The sequence below is a fragment of the Sorangium sp. So ce281 genome, from assembly GCF_051527395.1.
In the GTDB taxonomy this organism is placed as follows: Bacteria; Myxococcota_A; Polyangia; order Polyangiales; family Polyangiaceae; genus Sorangium; species Sorangium cellulosum_B.
The window spans coordinates 4,893,809-4,906,883 of the sequence record NZ_CP150322.1 but is presented as its reverse complement, the minus strand read 5'-3'; the positions used below and the strand labels follow the sequence as shown (position 1 = coordinate 4,906,883).

The 13,075-nt window shown below is 71.5% G+C and carries 12 protein-coding genes; 5 read left to right on the top strand and 7 right to left on the bottom strand.

Annotation, left to right across the window (positions count from 1 at the left end):
• Positions 1-43 precede the first annotated feature (43 nt).
• Together WMF27_RS18515 and WMF27_RS18510 are read left to right on the top strand one after the other, a co-directional pair.
• Positions 44-1,318 carry a hybrid sensor histidine kinase/response regulator gene (locus WMF27_RS18515; protein WP_437767555.1) on the top strand — a complete coding sequence of 425 codons (1,275 nt, stop codon included), beginning with the start codon at positions 44-46 and terminating at the stop codon, positions 1,316-1,318.
• Positions 1,318-2,490 carry a cysteine desulfurase family protein gene (locus WMF27_RS18510; protein ID WP_437767556.1) on the top strand — a complete coding sequence of 391 codons (1,173 nt, stop codon included), beginning with the start codon at positions 1,318-1,320 and terminating at the stop codon, positions 2,488-2,490. The genes WMF27_RS18515 and WMF27_RS18510 overlap by 1 nt, the downstream gene beginning before the upstream one ends.
• A gap of 476 nt (positions 2,491-2,966) precedes the next feature.
• Here WMF27_RS18510 and WMF27_RS18505 read toward each other — a convergent pair whose 3' ends face one another.
• From WMF27_RS18505 to WMF27_RS18495, 3 genes are read right to left on the bottom strand one after another with little or no spacing between them, the layout of a single operon-like run.
• Positions 2,967-3,713: a TrmH family RNA methyltransferase gene (locus WMF27_RS18505; protein ID WP_437767557.1), complete on the bottom strand. Its 747-nt coding sequence runs from the start codon at positions 3,711-3,713 to the stop codon at positions 2,967-2,969.
• Entirely contained in the window at positions 3,710-4,492 is a 783-nt protein-coding gene (pyrF, locus tag WMF27_RS18500) for an orotidine-5'-phosphate decarboxylase (protein ID WP_437767558.1), read from the bottom strand. Before pyrF ends, WMF27_RS18505 begins: the two co-directional genes overlap by 4 nt.
• 18 nt (positions 4,493-4,510) lie before the next feature.
• The gene (locus WMF27_RS18495) at positions 4,511-5,518 is read right to left on the bottom strand and encodes a hypothetical protein (protein WP_437944363.1); all 1,008 of its coding nucleotides are present in this window, start codon (positions 5,516-5,518) and stop codon (positions 4,511-4,513) included.
• A gap of 274 nt (positions 5,519-5,792) precedes the next feature.
• Here WMF27_RS18495 and WMF27_RS18490 point away from each other — a divergent pair, with 274 nt between their 5' ends.
• Positions 5,793-6,008, top strand: a complete 216-nt coding sequence (locus tag WMF27_RS18490) for a biotin/lipoyl-binding carrier protein (protein ID WP_437767560.1) — start codon at positions 5,793-5,795, stop codon at positions 6,006-6,008.
• A gap of 138 nt (positions 6,009-6,146) precedes the next feature.
• Here WMF27_RS18490 and WMF27_RS18485 read toward each other — a convergent pair whose 3' ends face one another.
• Positions 6,147-7,169 (bottom strand): MlaD family protein, encoded by a 1,023-nt coding sequence (locus WMF27_RS18485; protein WP_437767561.1) that lies wholly within the window; start codon positions 7,167-7,169, stop codon positions 6,147-6,149.
• 253 nt (positions 7,170-7,422) lie between these two features.
• On the opposite strand from WMF27_RS18485, the gene WMF27_RS18480 reads away from it, so the two are divergent.
• A complete protein-coding gene (locus tag WMF27_RS18480) occupies positions 7,423-8,163 on the top strand; it encodes an ABC transporter ATP-binding protein (RefSeq protein ID WP_437767562.1) in 741 nt (246 codons plus the stop codon).
• Between the two features lie 31 nt (positions 8,164-8,194).
• Here WMF27_RS18480 and WMF27_RS18475 read toward each other — a convergent pair whose 3' ends face one another.
• Both WMF27_RS18475 and WMF27_RS18470 read right to left on the bottom strand, forming a co-directional pair.
• Positions 8,195-9,052, bottom strand: coding sequence for an MlaE family ABC transporter permease (locus WMF27_RS18475; RefSeq protein WP_437767563.1), 858 nt, complete (start codon positions 9,050-9,052; stop codon positions 8,195-8,197).
• Positions 9,053-9,067: 15 nt separating this feature from the next.
• The gene (locus WMF27_RS18470; protein WP_012236325.1) at positions 9,068-9,958 is read right to left on the bottom strand and encodes an MlaE family ABC transporter permease; all 891 of its coding nucleotides are present in this window, start codon (positions 9,956-9,958) and stop codon (positions 9,068-9,070) included.
• Between the two features lie 291 nt (positions 9,959-10,249).
• On the opposite strand from WMF27_RS18470, the gene WMF27_RS18465 reads away from it, so the two are divergent.
• Positions 10,250-11,188, top strand: a complete 939-nt coding sequence (locus WMF27_RS18465) for a DMT family transporter (protein WP_437767564.1) — start codon at positions 10,250-10,252, stop codon at positions 11,186-11,188.
• 59 nt (positions 11,189-11,247) lie between these two features.
• Here WMF27_RS18465 and WMF27_RS18460 read toward each other — a convergent pair whose 3' ends face one another.
• Positions 11,248-12,993: a cation:proton antiporter gene (locus tag WMF27_RS18460; RefSeq protein WP_437767565.1), complete on the bottom strand. Its 1,746-nt coding sequence runs from the start codon at positions 12,991-12,993 to the stop codon at positions 11,248-11,250.
• Between the last annotated feature and the right edge of the window lie 82 nt (positions 12,994-13,075).

Genomic DNA, 13,075 nt, shown 5'->3' with positions numbered 1-13,075 from the left:
CCTGAACCCCCACGATCGCGACTACTATGCGCAGGTAGAGCCCATGTCGAAGATCCTTCACATCGAGGACGATCCCGCGAACCGCCTGCTCGTCCGCAAGCTGCTCCAGAACGCGGGCTACGAGGTCCTAGAGGCCGCCGACGGGCTCGAAGGGGTACGTCTCGCCTGTACGCAGCACCCCGACCTCGTCCTCGTCGACCTGAACATCCCGGGCCTCGATGGGTTCGAGGTCACGCTGCGCCTGCGCGGCGAGGCGTCGCTCGCCGGCGTCCCCATCGTGGCGATCACCGCGGAGGGCGACCGGGACACGAGCCTCGCCGTCGGCTGTGACGGCTTCCTCCAGAAGCCGATCGACGCGCGCTCCTTCCCGTCGATCATCGCCCGCTACCTCAGCGGCGCGCGCGAGGAGCTCCCCGCGTCCCAGGGGCCGCTCCGGCTGCGCGAGCAGAGCCAGCGCATCGTCGCCCACCTGGAGCAGAAGGTGGCCGAGCTCTCGCGCGCCAACGCCCGGCTCCGCGAGCTCGACGCCGCGCGCACCGAGTTCTACCGCAACATCTCCCACGAGCTCGCGACCCCGATGACCCCGATCGTCGGGTACGTGAAGCTGCTCGCCGACGAGGAGCTCGGCCCGCTCAACAAGGCGCAGAAGAAGGCGCTCCTCGCGATGGAGGACTGCGTCCGCAGGCTCCGCTCGCTCATCGACAACCTCCTCGACGTCACCGGCATCGAGACGGGCCGGATGCGCTTCATGCACTCCGAGTACGATTTCCTCGACACCACGCGGCGCGCCCTCGCCCAGGTCGCCGACCGCTTCGCCGAGGGGAAGGTCCAGCTCGTCGAGGATCTGCCGCGCGGCCCGCTCCCCGCGTGGGGCGACGCGGGCCGCCTGCAGCGGGCGATGATCCAGCTGTTCGAGAACGCGGCGAAGTTCACGCCGGCCGGCGGCACCGCGGGCGTGCGGGTCACCGTGCTCCAGTCGGGACACTACGAGCTCTGCGTCGCCGACTCCGGGCCCGGGGTCAAGGCGGACCGCCAGTCCCGCATCTTCGAGCCGTTCTATCAGGTCGACGGCTCGGCCACGCGCGCCTACGGCGGCGTCGGCGTCGGGCTCGCGATCGCGCGGCGCACCGCCCGGGGGCTCGGCGGCGACGTGCGCGTCGCGTCTCCCAGCAACGAGATCATCGAGGGGGAGACGCTGACCGGGGCCGCGTTCTACCTGACGGTCGCGCGGCGAGCGCCCTTCCAGGACGACGGCAGCTCCCCCGGACGGCTCGGCCCGCCCTCGTCGCCTCCCGCCGAGCCCTCGTCGTCCATCTGATGCACCCGGCCGCTCGTGCCATCTACCTCGACTGGAACGCCACGACGCCGCCGCACCCCGAGGTCCTGGCGGCGATGCAGTCCGCGGCGGAGGTGGCCTGGGCCAACCCCGCGAGCGTCCACGGACCCGGGCGCCGGGCGCGCGCGTTCGTCGAGCAGGCGCGGGAGGCGGTCGCCCGGCTGACGGGCTTCGACGCGCGCGACGTGATCCTCACCTCGGGCGGCACCGAGGCGAACAACCTCGCGCTCTGCCACGCGTTCGACGAGCCATCCGGGGCGCTCGTCGTCTCGCGGATCGAGCACCCGTCGGTGACCCGCGCCGCCGAGGCGCTCGCCGGCCGCGGCGTGCACGTCGCGTGGATCGATCCCGAGCCGTCCGGCCGCGTCGCGCCGGAGGCGATCGCGGCCGCCGTGGATCGGGCGGCGGCCGTCGCGCCCGTGCGGCTCGTGAGCCTCCAGGCGGTGAACCACGAGACGGGGATCATCCAGCCGATCGCCGAGGCGGCGGCGATCGTCCACGCCCGCGGGGCGCGCCTCCATGTGGACGCCGTCCAGGCCGTGGGGCGCCTCCCGCCGGAGGCGTGGGCCGGGGCGGATCTCGCGTCGATCGCGGCCCACAAGATCCGCGGTCCGAAGGGGATCGGCGCCCTGGCCGTCAGGCCTGGCATCCGGCTCCGGCCCGTCCTGCTCGGAGGCGCCCAGGAGCGCGGGTTGCGGCCCGGGACGCAGGACCCGCTCGCCGCGGCCGGCTTCGCCGTGGCCGCCCGGCGCGCGATCGGCGGTCCTGCCCGCTACGCGGCGCTCGCCCCGCTCCGCGATCGCCTCGAGGCCGAGCTCGTCGAGATCGGGCGCGCGGCCGGCGCCGCGCCGATCCGCAACGGCGACGGCGACCGCGCCCCCCACGTCACGAACCTCTCCTGGCCCGGCTGGCGCGGCGACGAGCTCTGCGCCGCGCTCGACCTGGAGGGCGTCGCCGTGTCCAGCGGCTCGGCCTGCAGCGCCGGGACCGCCGAGCCTTCCCCCGTCCTCACGGCGATGCTCGGGCCAGAGCGCGCGGCGTCCGCCGTGCGCTTCTCGATCGGCGAGGACACGACCGAGGGCGACCTCGTCGAGGCCACGCGCCGCGTGGCCCGCGTGCTCTCCCGCCTGCGATCGCTTCGAGCCGGAAGCTGAGCCGATCCCGTCGCTTACCGGGAACCCGTCGATTCTTGAACCATCCCTCGAGCCATTCCGGATAAGCGCGCAGAGAAGGGTGAGTCCACAGGGATATCTCTTCGCAGTGATTGAGCTTTTCGAGGGGGCTGTGGATTCTTTTGGTCGATCCATTGAATGGATCGAATCGGTCGTCTCGCTGTGAGCCTGTTCAGCGTTCGACGAGGCGCTCGACTTCGCTTCAGGTTTTGCTTGTATCCATTCGGATTTATTGTCAATTTTGTTGATGTAAAGAGTCGGCTCGCGGCGCTGCCCGGCGACCTCGCGGCGCGCGATCACGCCGGCTCCGGACGCATCGATCGAGGGCCGTCCAGGTCAGCTCTCGGATGAGCTCGCGCTCGAGGTGCGGTGGTGCTGCCAGGCCACGTCGCGTCGCGCGAGCGTGCTCGTGACCGCGACCTGGAGGCGCGCCGCGAGAGGCCGAGCGTGCCGTCCGGCTACGCGCCCGATGCGCGGCGCTGCCGGACGACTTCGTAGAGCGCGATCGCCCCTGCGACCGAGGCGTTCAGCGAGGAGATGGGGCCGGTCATGGGGAGCCGGGCGACGTGCTGGCAGACGCGGCGGACCGAGCGGCGCGTGCCCTTGTCCTCGGCGCCGATGACGATCGCGACTGGGCCGGTCAGGGGCAGCTCGCCGAGCTCCACCGGCCCCTGGGCGTCGAGCGCTATCGCGGCGACGCCTCGGGCGGCGAGCGCCTCCAGGGCGTCGGGCAAGGAGGGGACGCGGCACAGCCTCGCGTGCTCGATCGCGCCCGCGGACGCCCGGAAGGTCGCCGGGGTGAGCGGCGCCGAGCTGTGCTCGGGCCACAGGATGGCCCGGGCGCCCAGGGCGACGGCGCTGCGGATCACCGCGCCGAAGTTCTGCGGGTCCATCACGCCGTCGAGCGCCACCGTGATCGTGCCGGCGCCGGGCCGGCCCTCCTCGACGACCGGGATCTCGTCGACCCCGACGATCTGGAGCTCGGGCGCCGAGGCCACGGCCCCCTGGTGGCGCCCGCCGGCGCTGCGGCGATCGAGCTCGTTGCGGGGCGCGCGCTCGGTCGGGATGCCCTGGCCCTCCGCGAGGCGCGCGAGCGCGTCGAGCTTCGGGCCGCCGTCGCGCTGGACGAGGACCCACCCGACGCGCGCGCCGTGCGCGCGGATCGCCTCACGAACGGGCTGGAGACCGTAGACGAGGCGGCTCACGGGCGCGGCGGGTGGAGCGTGTGCGCGATCTCCTGGACGATCGAGCGCGCCGTGGCGAGCGGATCGGCCGCGTCGCGGATCGGCCGGCCGACCACGAGGAGATCTGCGCCGGCCGAGATCGCGGCCGAGGGCGTGGCGATGCGCTTCTGATCATCGCCTTGTGTGCTGCCTGCGCCTGGAGCGAGCCGGATGCCCGGCGTCACGATGAGCTCGCCCGGCCCGAGCGCCTCCCGCAGCGCGGGGACCTCGTGCGGCGAGGCGACGAACCCGTGGACGCCGGCGCCGCGCGCGAGCTGCGCCAGCCGGACCACATGCTCGGACGCGCTCCCCTGCACGCCCTGCGCGGCGAGATCGCCGTCGTCGAGCGACGTGAGCACGGTGACGGCGAGCAGGATCATGTCCTGAGAGCGCGCCGCCTCGTTGGCTGCGCGCCTCAGCATCTCGGCGCCGCCGGCCGCATGCACCGTCAGGTACCGGACCCCGAGCGCGGCGGCGCCCGCCACGGCCCGCGCCACCGTCTCGGGGATGTCGTGCAGCTTCAGATCGAGGAAGACATCGAGCCCGAGCGACTTGCCGATCTCGACCGCCCTCGGCCCCTCGCGGACGAACAGCTCCAGACCGACCTTGAGCACGCCGATCGAGGGGGCGATGCGGGTCGCCGCCGCCCTGGCCTCGTCGAGGTTCGCGTAGTCGAGCGGGAAGACGACCCTGCGGCGCGCCTCGTCGAGCGAGCCGCCGCCGAGGCTCGTTCTCTGCCTGACGGAGCTGTGGTTAGCCATTCAGGGACCCGTTCCGCGTCAGAGGCAGCTGCAGAGCGGATCGCCAGGGGCACAGTTGCAGGGCGCCTTGGCGCCGCCGCCGCTCGCCGGCGCGCCGCCCGCGGCCGGGCGTCCGCCGCTGCCGCGGCGCAGCTGCTCCTGCTTCTGCTGCTCGGCCTCGAGCTGCTTCTGCAGGGCGAGGCGCGTCGCCTCGTCCTTGGCGGTCGCGAGCTGATCGCGCAGCCCGGCCATCTTGCCCTCGGACTCCTTGAACTGCGCCTCGAGGCGCTTGTTCGCCTCCTCGAGCTCGCGGGCCCTCGCGGCCTCGGCCTGGATGCGCGCCTCGTTCTTCTGCGCCGAGTCGACGGCGACGACCGTGACGATGCCGATCACCAGCACGCTGGCGATGGCGCCGCCGACGAGGAGCTTGCGCAGCTTCTTCTTCGACTCGTCCTGCTGCAGCGCCGCGAGCGAGCGCTCGTGGTGCTGCTGCGCGGCCATCGCCTCGAGCCGCGCCTTCTGCTCGGCCTCGACGCGCGCCTTCTCGATCTCGGCCTGCCGGATCGCCTCGAGCCGCGCCGCCTCCTCGCGGGACCGGCGCTCCTCGTTGCGACGGCGCTCTTCCTCGGTGCGGATGCGCTGCTCCTCGGCATCGCGCGCGGCGCGCTCGGCCTCGACGCGCGCCTTCTCGGCGGCGGCGGCGGCGGCGGCCTTCTGGGCCTCTTCGCTCTTGATGCGATCCTCCTCGAGGTTCATCAGCTCCTTGAGCGAGAACAGGACCGAGCTTTCCTTCTGTTCCGACATGACCTCGTGGCTCCTTCGATCGAGCGCGTGCGGTTGGGCTACCAAGGGGCGGTGCGGGGACCTGCAGGTCGCCCTCGGAGGGCCACCGAGCAGGACGATTCTGACCCGCAGAGCGGCTTTGACGCAATTATTCGCGAACGCCACGACCCTCGTGATGTCGAGGCGCCGCGGAGCCGCCAGCCAGAGTATCGCCGTGGTGCACCGCAGGTACCAGCGGAAATCGTTGTGCTCCGTCCCTTCCACCGCACCTCCACGTCTCCATCTCGGTCACCTCGGCCACCTCGGCCACCTCGGTCACCTCGCGTGCCCTCGGTTCTCCTTGGTCCCTCCTTGCTCCTCCTTGGTTCACCTCCGTTCCCCCCGGTCGTCACGGCGCGCCTGCGCCGTCGGCGGACGAGCTGGTCCGTCGCGGAGGGCGCCCTGGGCATGACGGACAAGGGACCGCCCGATGGCGGGCACCGTCGCTCACCACGGCCCCGTTGGATTCTCGGTGGCTCTCCGGTAGCGTCGCGCGCCCATGGCGAACGTCATCAAGGCGCACATCACCGGTACGGTCTGGAAGATCGAGGTCAAGCCGGGCGACAAGGTCGAAGAGGGGACCGTCGTCGTCATCCTCGAGTCCATGAAGATGGAGATGCCCGTCGAGGCCGAGGAAGAGGGGACGGTCGAGGAGATCCTCGTCACCGAGGGGGCTGCCGTCACGGAAGGCGCCCCGCTGATCAAGCTGGCCTGAGTGGTCGTCAGGGTCCGCGGGGGCCCGGCGGCTCACGGACGTACACCGCGCTCACGCCCGGGTCATCGGCTCGGCGCGTGGGGCGCGGTCGCGCGCCCTCGCAGGACGCGCGCCCCCGCCGGACGCGCGCGGCGCCGCTCACTCGCGCCAGAAGAATTTCCAGGGGTTGTGCTTGAGGTCTCGCGCGAGCTCCTGCAGGTCGTCGAACAGCTGCTCATCCATGACGAGCGCGCCGACCGTCCCCTTGCCGCGCTTCACGTGGGCGAGGACCTCCTGGGCGTCGGCGGTCGCAGCCCTGGCCCTGCCCGCGATCTCGGCGATGTCGTCGAGCGTCTTTCTGATCTTGACCTGCTCGGTCTCGCCGCCCACGGTCGTCGAGAGGCGGCGCGCGTTCGCCAGCGTCTCGCGCGCGTCCGCCATGAGCGGCGGCAGGTCGCGCGCGGCCGTCCCGGTCAGCTGATCGGTGTTCGCGAGGATGCGGTCGATCTGCGGGTTGTTCACGTACCGCTGCCGGGCGTCCTTCACGAGATCGGTGCCGTCGACGCTCATCTGCTCGACGTTCTCGGCGATGCGATCGAGCCGATCCTGGTTTCGGTGCATGAAGTCGCCGGTGCCCTTCAGCGTCTTCCGGAGCCCGTCGAACGCCTCCCCGACCTCTTCGCGGTGCTCGCGCATCGCCGAGACCGTCGCGTGCAGGAGCTCGTAGCCCTCGGCGAGCAGCATGTCGAGGCGCGGCGGATCGAGCCCCCGGACGACGGCGTTCGGCGGGATCACCGGCCGATCGGTCGAGCCGGGCTCGATCGCGAGGAACTGCTCGCCGAGCACGCCCTGCGTGGTGACGTAGAACGTGGCGTTGTCGTGGATGCTCTGCTGGTAGCGCTCCTCGAGGCGCACCTGGATCCGCACGAGCGGCTCGCGCTTGCCGTCCTTGCCGAGCTTGCCGCCGCTGAAGTGGATCTCGCTCAGCTTGCCGACCTCCACGCCGGCGATCTTCACCGGCGCCCCGGTCTGGAGGCCGCCCGGGTTGTCGAACTCGACGTAGATCGAGTACTTCGGCTGGAAGTTGACCCCGCCCATCACGAGGATGAACGTGGCGAGGAGCCCGAGCGCCGTCAGGATGAGGATCCCGACCTTGACCTCGATCGATCGCGGGCTTGCCATGCGTTCGTTATCTTCTCCGATCTGGCGGCGGCGGGGTGAGGGAAATAGGCCAGGATCCACCTGCCGCAACGCGATATTCCAGCGGGCGGCGTGACGCTTCGCGCAGCCATTGCCTTGACGCAACCGCGCTTCTCTTCGTTCTGCTCGTTTCTTCGCTTCTCCTCGTCTCTTCTCGTCGCTTCTCGTCTCTTCTCGTCCCTTCTCGCTTTTCCCCGCTTCTCTCCTCTATCCCTCCTCTATCCCCCAGACCGCGATGATTTCGTTCCGAAATGTCCGAAAATCCTTTGGCCCCAAAGATGTCCTCAAGGATGTCTCGTTCGACGTCGAGGACGGCGAGGTGTTCTTCATCATCGGGCAGTCGGGGGTCGGCAAGAGCGTGCTCATCAAGCACCTCGTGGGGCTGCTCTATCCGGACGGCGGGGAGATCTGGCTGGACGGAGAGGAGGTGAGCCGCTTCGACGAGGCCCGGATGTACCCGGTGAGGATGAAGTGCGCGATGGTGTTCCAGCACTCGACGCTGTTCGACTCGATGACGTGCGCCGAGAACGTCGCGCTCCCGCTCCGCAAGCACAAGGGGCTCAGGCCGAAGGAGGCCCTCGCGGAGGCGCGCCGGCGGCTCGAGCAGGTGCATATGCGCGAGTTCGGGGACCGCTTCCCGCCGGAGCTCGGCGACGGGATGCGCAAGCGCGTCGCCATCGCCCGCGCGCTCACGCTCGACCCGCGCTACGTGCTCTTCGACGAGCCGACAACGAGCCTCGACCCGGTGAGCGCGCGGCGCGTCGACAAGCTGATCCGCGAGCTCAGCGATACGCTCGGCGTGACGAGCATCGTCGTGAGCCACGACCTCGTGAGCATCTTCACGATCGCCGACCGCGTCGTCATGCTCTACCAAGGTCTGGTGCGCCTGCTCGGGGATCGCGCGGCGTTCCGGGGCTCGCCGGATCCGGTCGTGCAGCAGTTCATCACCGGCAGCGCCGAGGGGCCGATCGAGTGAGGCGCCGGCGCGGCGCGGCGCGGCCGCCCGCCTAGCGGAAGATCAGGAAAGCGGCCGCCGAGATCAGCATGTTGAGCACGATGACCGCGAGCGAGGAGTTCACGACCGCGCGCGTCGTCGCCCAGCCCACGCCCTCGCTGCCGCCGAAGGTCGACAGCCCGGAGTGGCCGGAGACCACCGGGATCGCGGCGCCGTAGGCCACGCACTTCGCGAGGCCGGTCGCGAGATCACCCGCGTCGACGAGGCTGACGTTCATGAACGTCTCGGGGCTGACATCGAACATGCTGTACGCGGTGACCATCCCGGTGGTGAAGGAGACCGCGGCGCTCCAGACGATGAGGCACGTGGTCATCAGGAGGCTCGCGATGAACCGCGGCTTGATGAGGTAGTCGATCGGATCGGCCGCGCACATGCGGAGCGCGTCGACCTGCTCGGTCACCACCATCGAGCCGATCTCGGCGGCGATGCCCGCGCCGACCCGGGTGGCGAGCATCAGCGCGGCGATCGACGCGGCGAGATCGCGGACGAGCAGCTCGAGGTACGTCGCGCCGAGCATGGTCAGATCCGGGATGACCCGCTTCGCCTGCTGGCCGGCCTGGAAGACCATGATCATCCCGATGAAGCCCATCACGACCGTCAGGAAGAACAGCGATTTGTTGCCGATCTCGTACATCTGCTGGAGCACCGCGCCCGGCTCGCGGCGCCCCTTCGCGCAGTAGTAAAGCGTCCTTACAAATAGCGAGTAGAGCTCGCGCGCCGACTGGAAGAGGGACAGCGCGGCGGCGCCGATCGCGGCGACGCCGGACGCCTCCGGCGCGAGATCCCTGAGCTCGCTCGAGGGCGGGCCGGCGCTCGGGCGGTCGGATGTGCTCTTGTCCGGGGAGGGCATGCGCGGCGCCGCCGATCAGTCGAGCGTGAAGGAGACGAAGTAGTCGAGGATGAAGATGCCGGCGGCCGAGGCGACGACGGTCGCGTTGACGGCGCGGCCGACGCCGGGCGCGCCGCCGGTCACGCCGAGGCCATACTGGCAGCTCGAGAGCGCGAGCACGACGCCGAAGACGACGCTCTTGACGAGGCCGCTCATGACGTCGCCGATGTCGAGCAGCCCGCTCGTGAGGCCGTTGTAGAAGACGGCCGGGGCGACGCCGAGGAGGAGGTCGCCGGTCAGCGCGGCGCCGAGCAGGGCGAGCGCGTCGGCGAAGATCACCGAGAGGAGCAGCGTCAGCACCATCGCGAGGAAGCGCGGGGCGATGAGGAAGCTCACCGGGTCGATCGCGAGGACGCGGAGGGCGTCGATCTGCTCGGTGACGACCATGGTGCCGAGCTCGGCGGTATTGTTGGCGCCGACGCGGCCGTTGATCATGAGCGCCGTGAGCAGCGGGGCGATCTCGCGGAGCGTGCCGAAGCCGGCGCCCCAGCCGAGCAGGCCGTGCGCGCCGAAGCGCTCGACCAGCGGCGCCGCCTGGATGACCATGATCGCGCCGGTGAAGAGGGCGGTCACGACGACGATGGGCATCGACTTGACGCCCATCCTGTAGAGGTTGCGCATGAACTCGGCGCCGTCGACGCGGAGCGTGGCCACGCGCGCCGCGATCTTGCCCGCGAGCACGGCCATGCCGCCCACCGTGGCGGCGATCTGGAGGAACGAGCCGCCGAGCTGGTGGACGCCGGAGGGCTCCTGCGCGATCGGCGCGCGCGGCCGCTTCACGGGTGGCGCGGGCGGCGCGCCGGACGAGGCGAGCGCGCCGCCGCCGTGAGCGCGCGCGGCGGTGCCTGGGCCAGCAGGAGACGTCATGCGAGGCGGGAGCTTAGCCCAAGGCTCCCGGGGAGCGCGGCGCGATCTGGCGTGTCCCGAGAGGCCGGCGCTCGAGAGGTCGAGATCGCTACCCAAGCAGGAGATCGTCCTCTACCTGGAATGTGCCCGCCTCACCCCGAGGCAGTCTCGTGCGGTGGCAAACGCGCGCTCCAGCGCGCAATGCCGGCGCGCCTCCCGCGGAGGAGCGCGCCGGCCCGGAGGCGGGCTGTCGGCGACGATGTCCGGTCCCCCGGTGGAGCGAGCCTGGTGAAGAGCAGAGAAGCAGGTGGGATGTCCCCTCAGGAGGGCGTGGGCGCGTTGACGGGCGAGATCCGGACCGGCCTCCTCGACGACGGCCGGACGTTCGCCGTCCTCTCGGCGGCGACGTTCGCGCTCAAGGCGATCTTCGTGAAGCTCGCCTACGCCGCGCACCCCGTCGACGCGGTGACGCTGCTCGCGCTGCGGATGGGCATCGCGCTGCCGTTCTTCCTGTGGCTCGCCCGGAGGGAGCGCGGCGCCGCCGAAGGGCCGCTGACGCCTCGCCTCTGGGGAGGTGTGCTGATCGTCGGGTTCCTCGGATATTACCTCTCCAGCCTGTTCGACTTCATCGGGCTCACGTACATCAGCACCGGCCTCGAGCGGCTGATCCTGTTCGTGTATCCGACGCTCGTCCTCCTGATCGGCGCAGCGTGGCTGAAGCAGCCAGTGCGCGGCGAGGCCTGGGGAGCGCTCGCCGTGTGTTATCTCGGGCTCGCGGCGGCCGTCTGGCACGATCTCGAGCAATCCCGGGACGCGCGGGCCGTCGCCATCGGCGGAGCGTGGGTGTTCGCGAGCTCGGTGACCTACGCGCTCTACTACATCGGCGTCGGCAAGCTCGCGTCCAGGGTCGGCTCGACGCGCCTCGCCGCGTACTGCGGGGCGGCCTCGTGCCTGATGGTGCTCGCGCACTACGCGGCGGCGGGGAGCCCGGTCAGGCTGGGCGAGCTCCCGGCGTCGGTGTGGGGATACGCGGCGGCGATGGCGACGATCAGCACGGTGCTCCCCATCGTGCTGCTCGCCGCCGCCATCCGGCGGCTCGGCGCGGGCCGCGCGGCGACGTTCTCGACGCTGGGCCCGGTGCTCACGATCGCTTTCTCGTGGGTCATCCTGGGCGAGCCGGCCACGTGGCAGCAGGTCGTCGGGCTCACGCTGGTCGTGGGCGGGGTGAGCTGGCTCGGCAAGTCGACGTGAACCTGCGCCCCGCTCGGGAGCGCCGGGGCCGCGGGGCGCGGCGCATGCCCGCCGCGGGGTCAGGCGTCGTGCACCGCGGGGCGAGGCCCTGGTGAGCCGCTGCCGAAGAGCTCGCTCCGGACGCGATCGCGCTCGCGTTCGAGCTGCTCGGACGTCGCGCCCAGCCGCACGAGGAGGCGCTCGGTCATCGAGAACGCGACCTCCGCCTCGCCGGTCACCACGACGTCCGCGCCCGCCTTCTTCAGCGCGGTCACCTCGCGCAGGTAGAAGGCGCGGGCGAGGACGAACAGCCGCGGATTCACGCCCTTCGCCTGCTCGATCACCCCGTCCCCGGGCGCGCCCGCCGCCGTGAACAGCAGGCTGTCCGCCGTCCCGACGCCGGCCCGCTCGAGGATCTCCCGCTGCGTGGCGTCGCCGTAGATCGCGCGGATGCCCTGGTCCTGCAGCTGCTTCACCGTGTCGAGGTTCAGCTCGACGACGGTCGGCGCGATGCCGTTCTCGCGGAGCAGCCGCGTCAGCGTCTTCCCGACAGGGCCGTAGCCCACCACGACGGTGCGGTGGGCGTGCTCGTCCAGCGAAGCGGCGTCGGTCTCCGCGAGGGCGGCGTCGCGCTGCCGGAAGAGCGCGGACGTCCATCGCGCGAGGCGATCGCGGACGCCGAAGAGCACCGGGTTCAGCGTGATCGACACGATGGCGGCGACGACGAGCGTCTGCTCGGCCTCGACCGGCAGGACGCCGAGCTTCTTGCCGAGCGCCGCGAGGATGAACGAGAACTCCCCGATCTGCGCGAGCGAGAGGGCCACGGCGAAGGCGGTCTGGAGGGGGCGGCGGAGCAGCACCGTCACCGCGAGCGCGGCGAGCGGCTTGCCGATCAGCACCACCGCGAGCGTCCCCGCGGCCAGCTGCCAGGCCACGGCGAGCTGCGCCGGGTCGAGGTGCATCCCCACCGAGACGAAGAACAGCACGGCGAACGCGTCGCGCATCGGGAGCGCCTCCGACGCGGCGCGCGAGCTGAAGTCGGACTGGCCGACGACCAGGCCGCCGAGGAAGGCGCCGAGCGCCATCGACGAGCCGAAGAGGATGGCCGAGCCCACGGCGACGCCGAGCGCGACGACGAGCACCGTCAGCGTGAAGAGCTCCCGCGAGCCGGTCTTCGCCACGTACCCCAGCAGCGCGGGGATGAAGCGCTGCCCGACGATGAAGATGAACGCCACGAGCCCGGAGAGCTTCAGGACCGCGATCCCCACGGACACGGCGACGCCCGTCGCGCCCGCGCCCGCGGCGTCGCCCATCACGGCGGGGAGCAGCACGAGCACGAGCACGGTGAAGACGTCCTCGAGCACGAGCCAGCCGATGGCGAGGTGGCCAGCGGGGGTGTGCAGGACGTCGTTGTCGCTGAGGACCCGCGTGAGCACGACGGTGCTCGCCACCGAGATGGCGACGCCGAAGACGACCGCCGCGCCCCACGTCCAGCCCGCGGCGCGGCCGAGCATGGCGCCGAGCGCCGTGGCGACCGCGATCTGGATGAGGGCGCCGGGCACGGCGACCTTGCGCACGGCGAGGAGCTCGCGGACGTGGAACTGCAGGCCGACCCCGAACATCAGGAGGATGACCCCGATCTCCGCGAGCTGGTCCGCGAGCCGCTTGTCCGCCACGAACCCCGGGGTGAAGGGGCCGACGAGGATGCCGGCCAGCAGGTAGCCCACGATGGGGGACAGCCTCAGGCGCTGGGTGACGAAGCCGAGCGCCAGGGCTCCGGTGAGCCCGCCCGTGATCGTGAGGATAAGATCGAGTTCGTGCGGCATGTCCCCGTCTAGCGCTTTCCGTCGCCGGCCGCCGCCTCGCGGTGCGGCGCCGTCGGTGATCCCGAGCGCGGCGTGGGCCGCG

Coding starts and splice junctions, on each gene's coding strand:
- WMF27_RS18515 (WP_437767555.1), top strand. CDS start 44: ATGTCGAAGATCCTTCACATCGAGGACGATCCCGCGAACCGCCTGCTC.
- WMF27_RS18510 (WP_437767556.1), top strand. CDS start 1,318: ATGCACCCGGCCGCTCGTGCCATCTACCTCGACTGGAACGCCACGACG.
- pyrF (WP_437767558.1), bottom strand. CDS start 4,492: ATGGCTAACCACAGCTCCGTCAGGCAGAGAACGAGCCTCGGCGGCGGC.
- WMF27_RS18490 (WP_437767560.1), top strand. CDS start 5,793: ATGGCGAACGTCATCAAGGCGCACATCACCGGTACGGTCTGGAAGATC.
- WMF27_RS18485 (WP_437767561.1), bottom strand. CDS start 7,169: ATGGCAAGCCCGCGATCGATCGAGGTCAAGGTCGGGATCCTCATCCTG.
- WMF27_RS18480 (WP_437767562.1), top strand. CDS start 7,423: ATGATTTCGTTCCGAAATGTCCGAAAATCCTTTGGCCCCAAAGATGTC.
- WMF27_RS18475 (WP_437767563.1), bottom strand. CDS start 9,052: ATGCCCTCCCCGGACAAGAGCACATCCGACCGCCCGAGCGCCGGCCCG.
- WMF27_RS18470 (WP_012236325.1), bottom strand. CDS start 9,958: ATGACGTCTCCTGCTGGCCCAGGCACCGCCGCGCGCGCTCACGGCGGC.
- WMF27_RS18465 (WP_437767564.1), top strand. CDS start 10,250: ATGTCCCCTCAGGAGGGCGTGGGCGCGTTGACGGGCGAGATCCGGACC.
- WMF27_RS18460 (WP_437767565.1), bottom strand. CDS start 12,993: ATGCCGCACGAACTCGATCTTATCCTCACGATCACGGGCGGGCTCACC.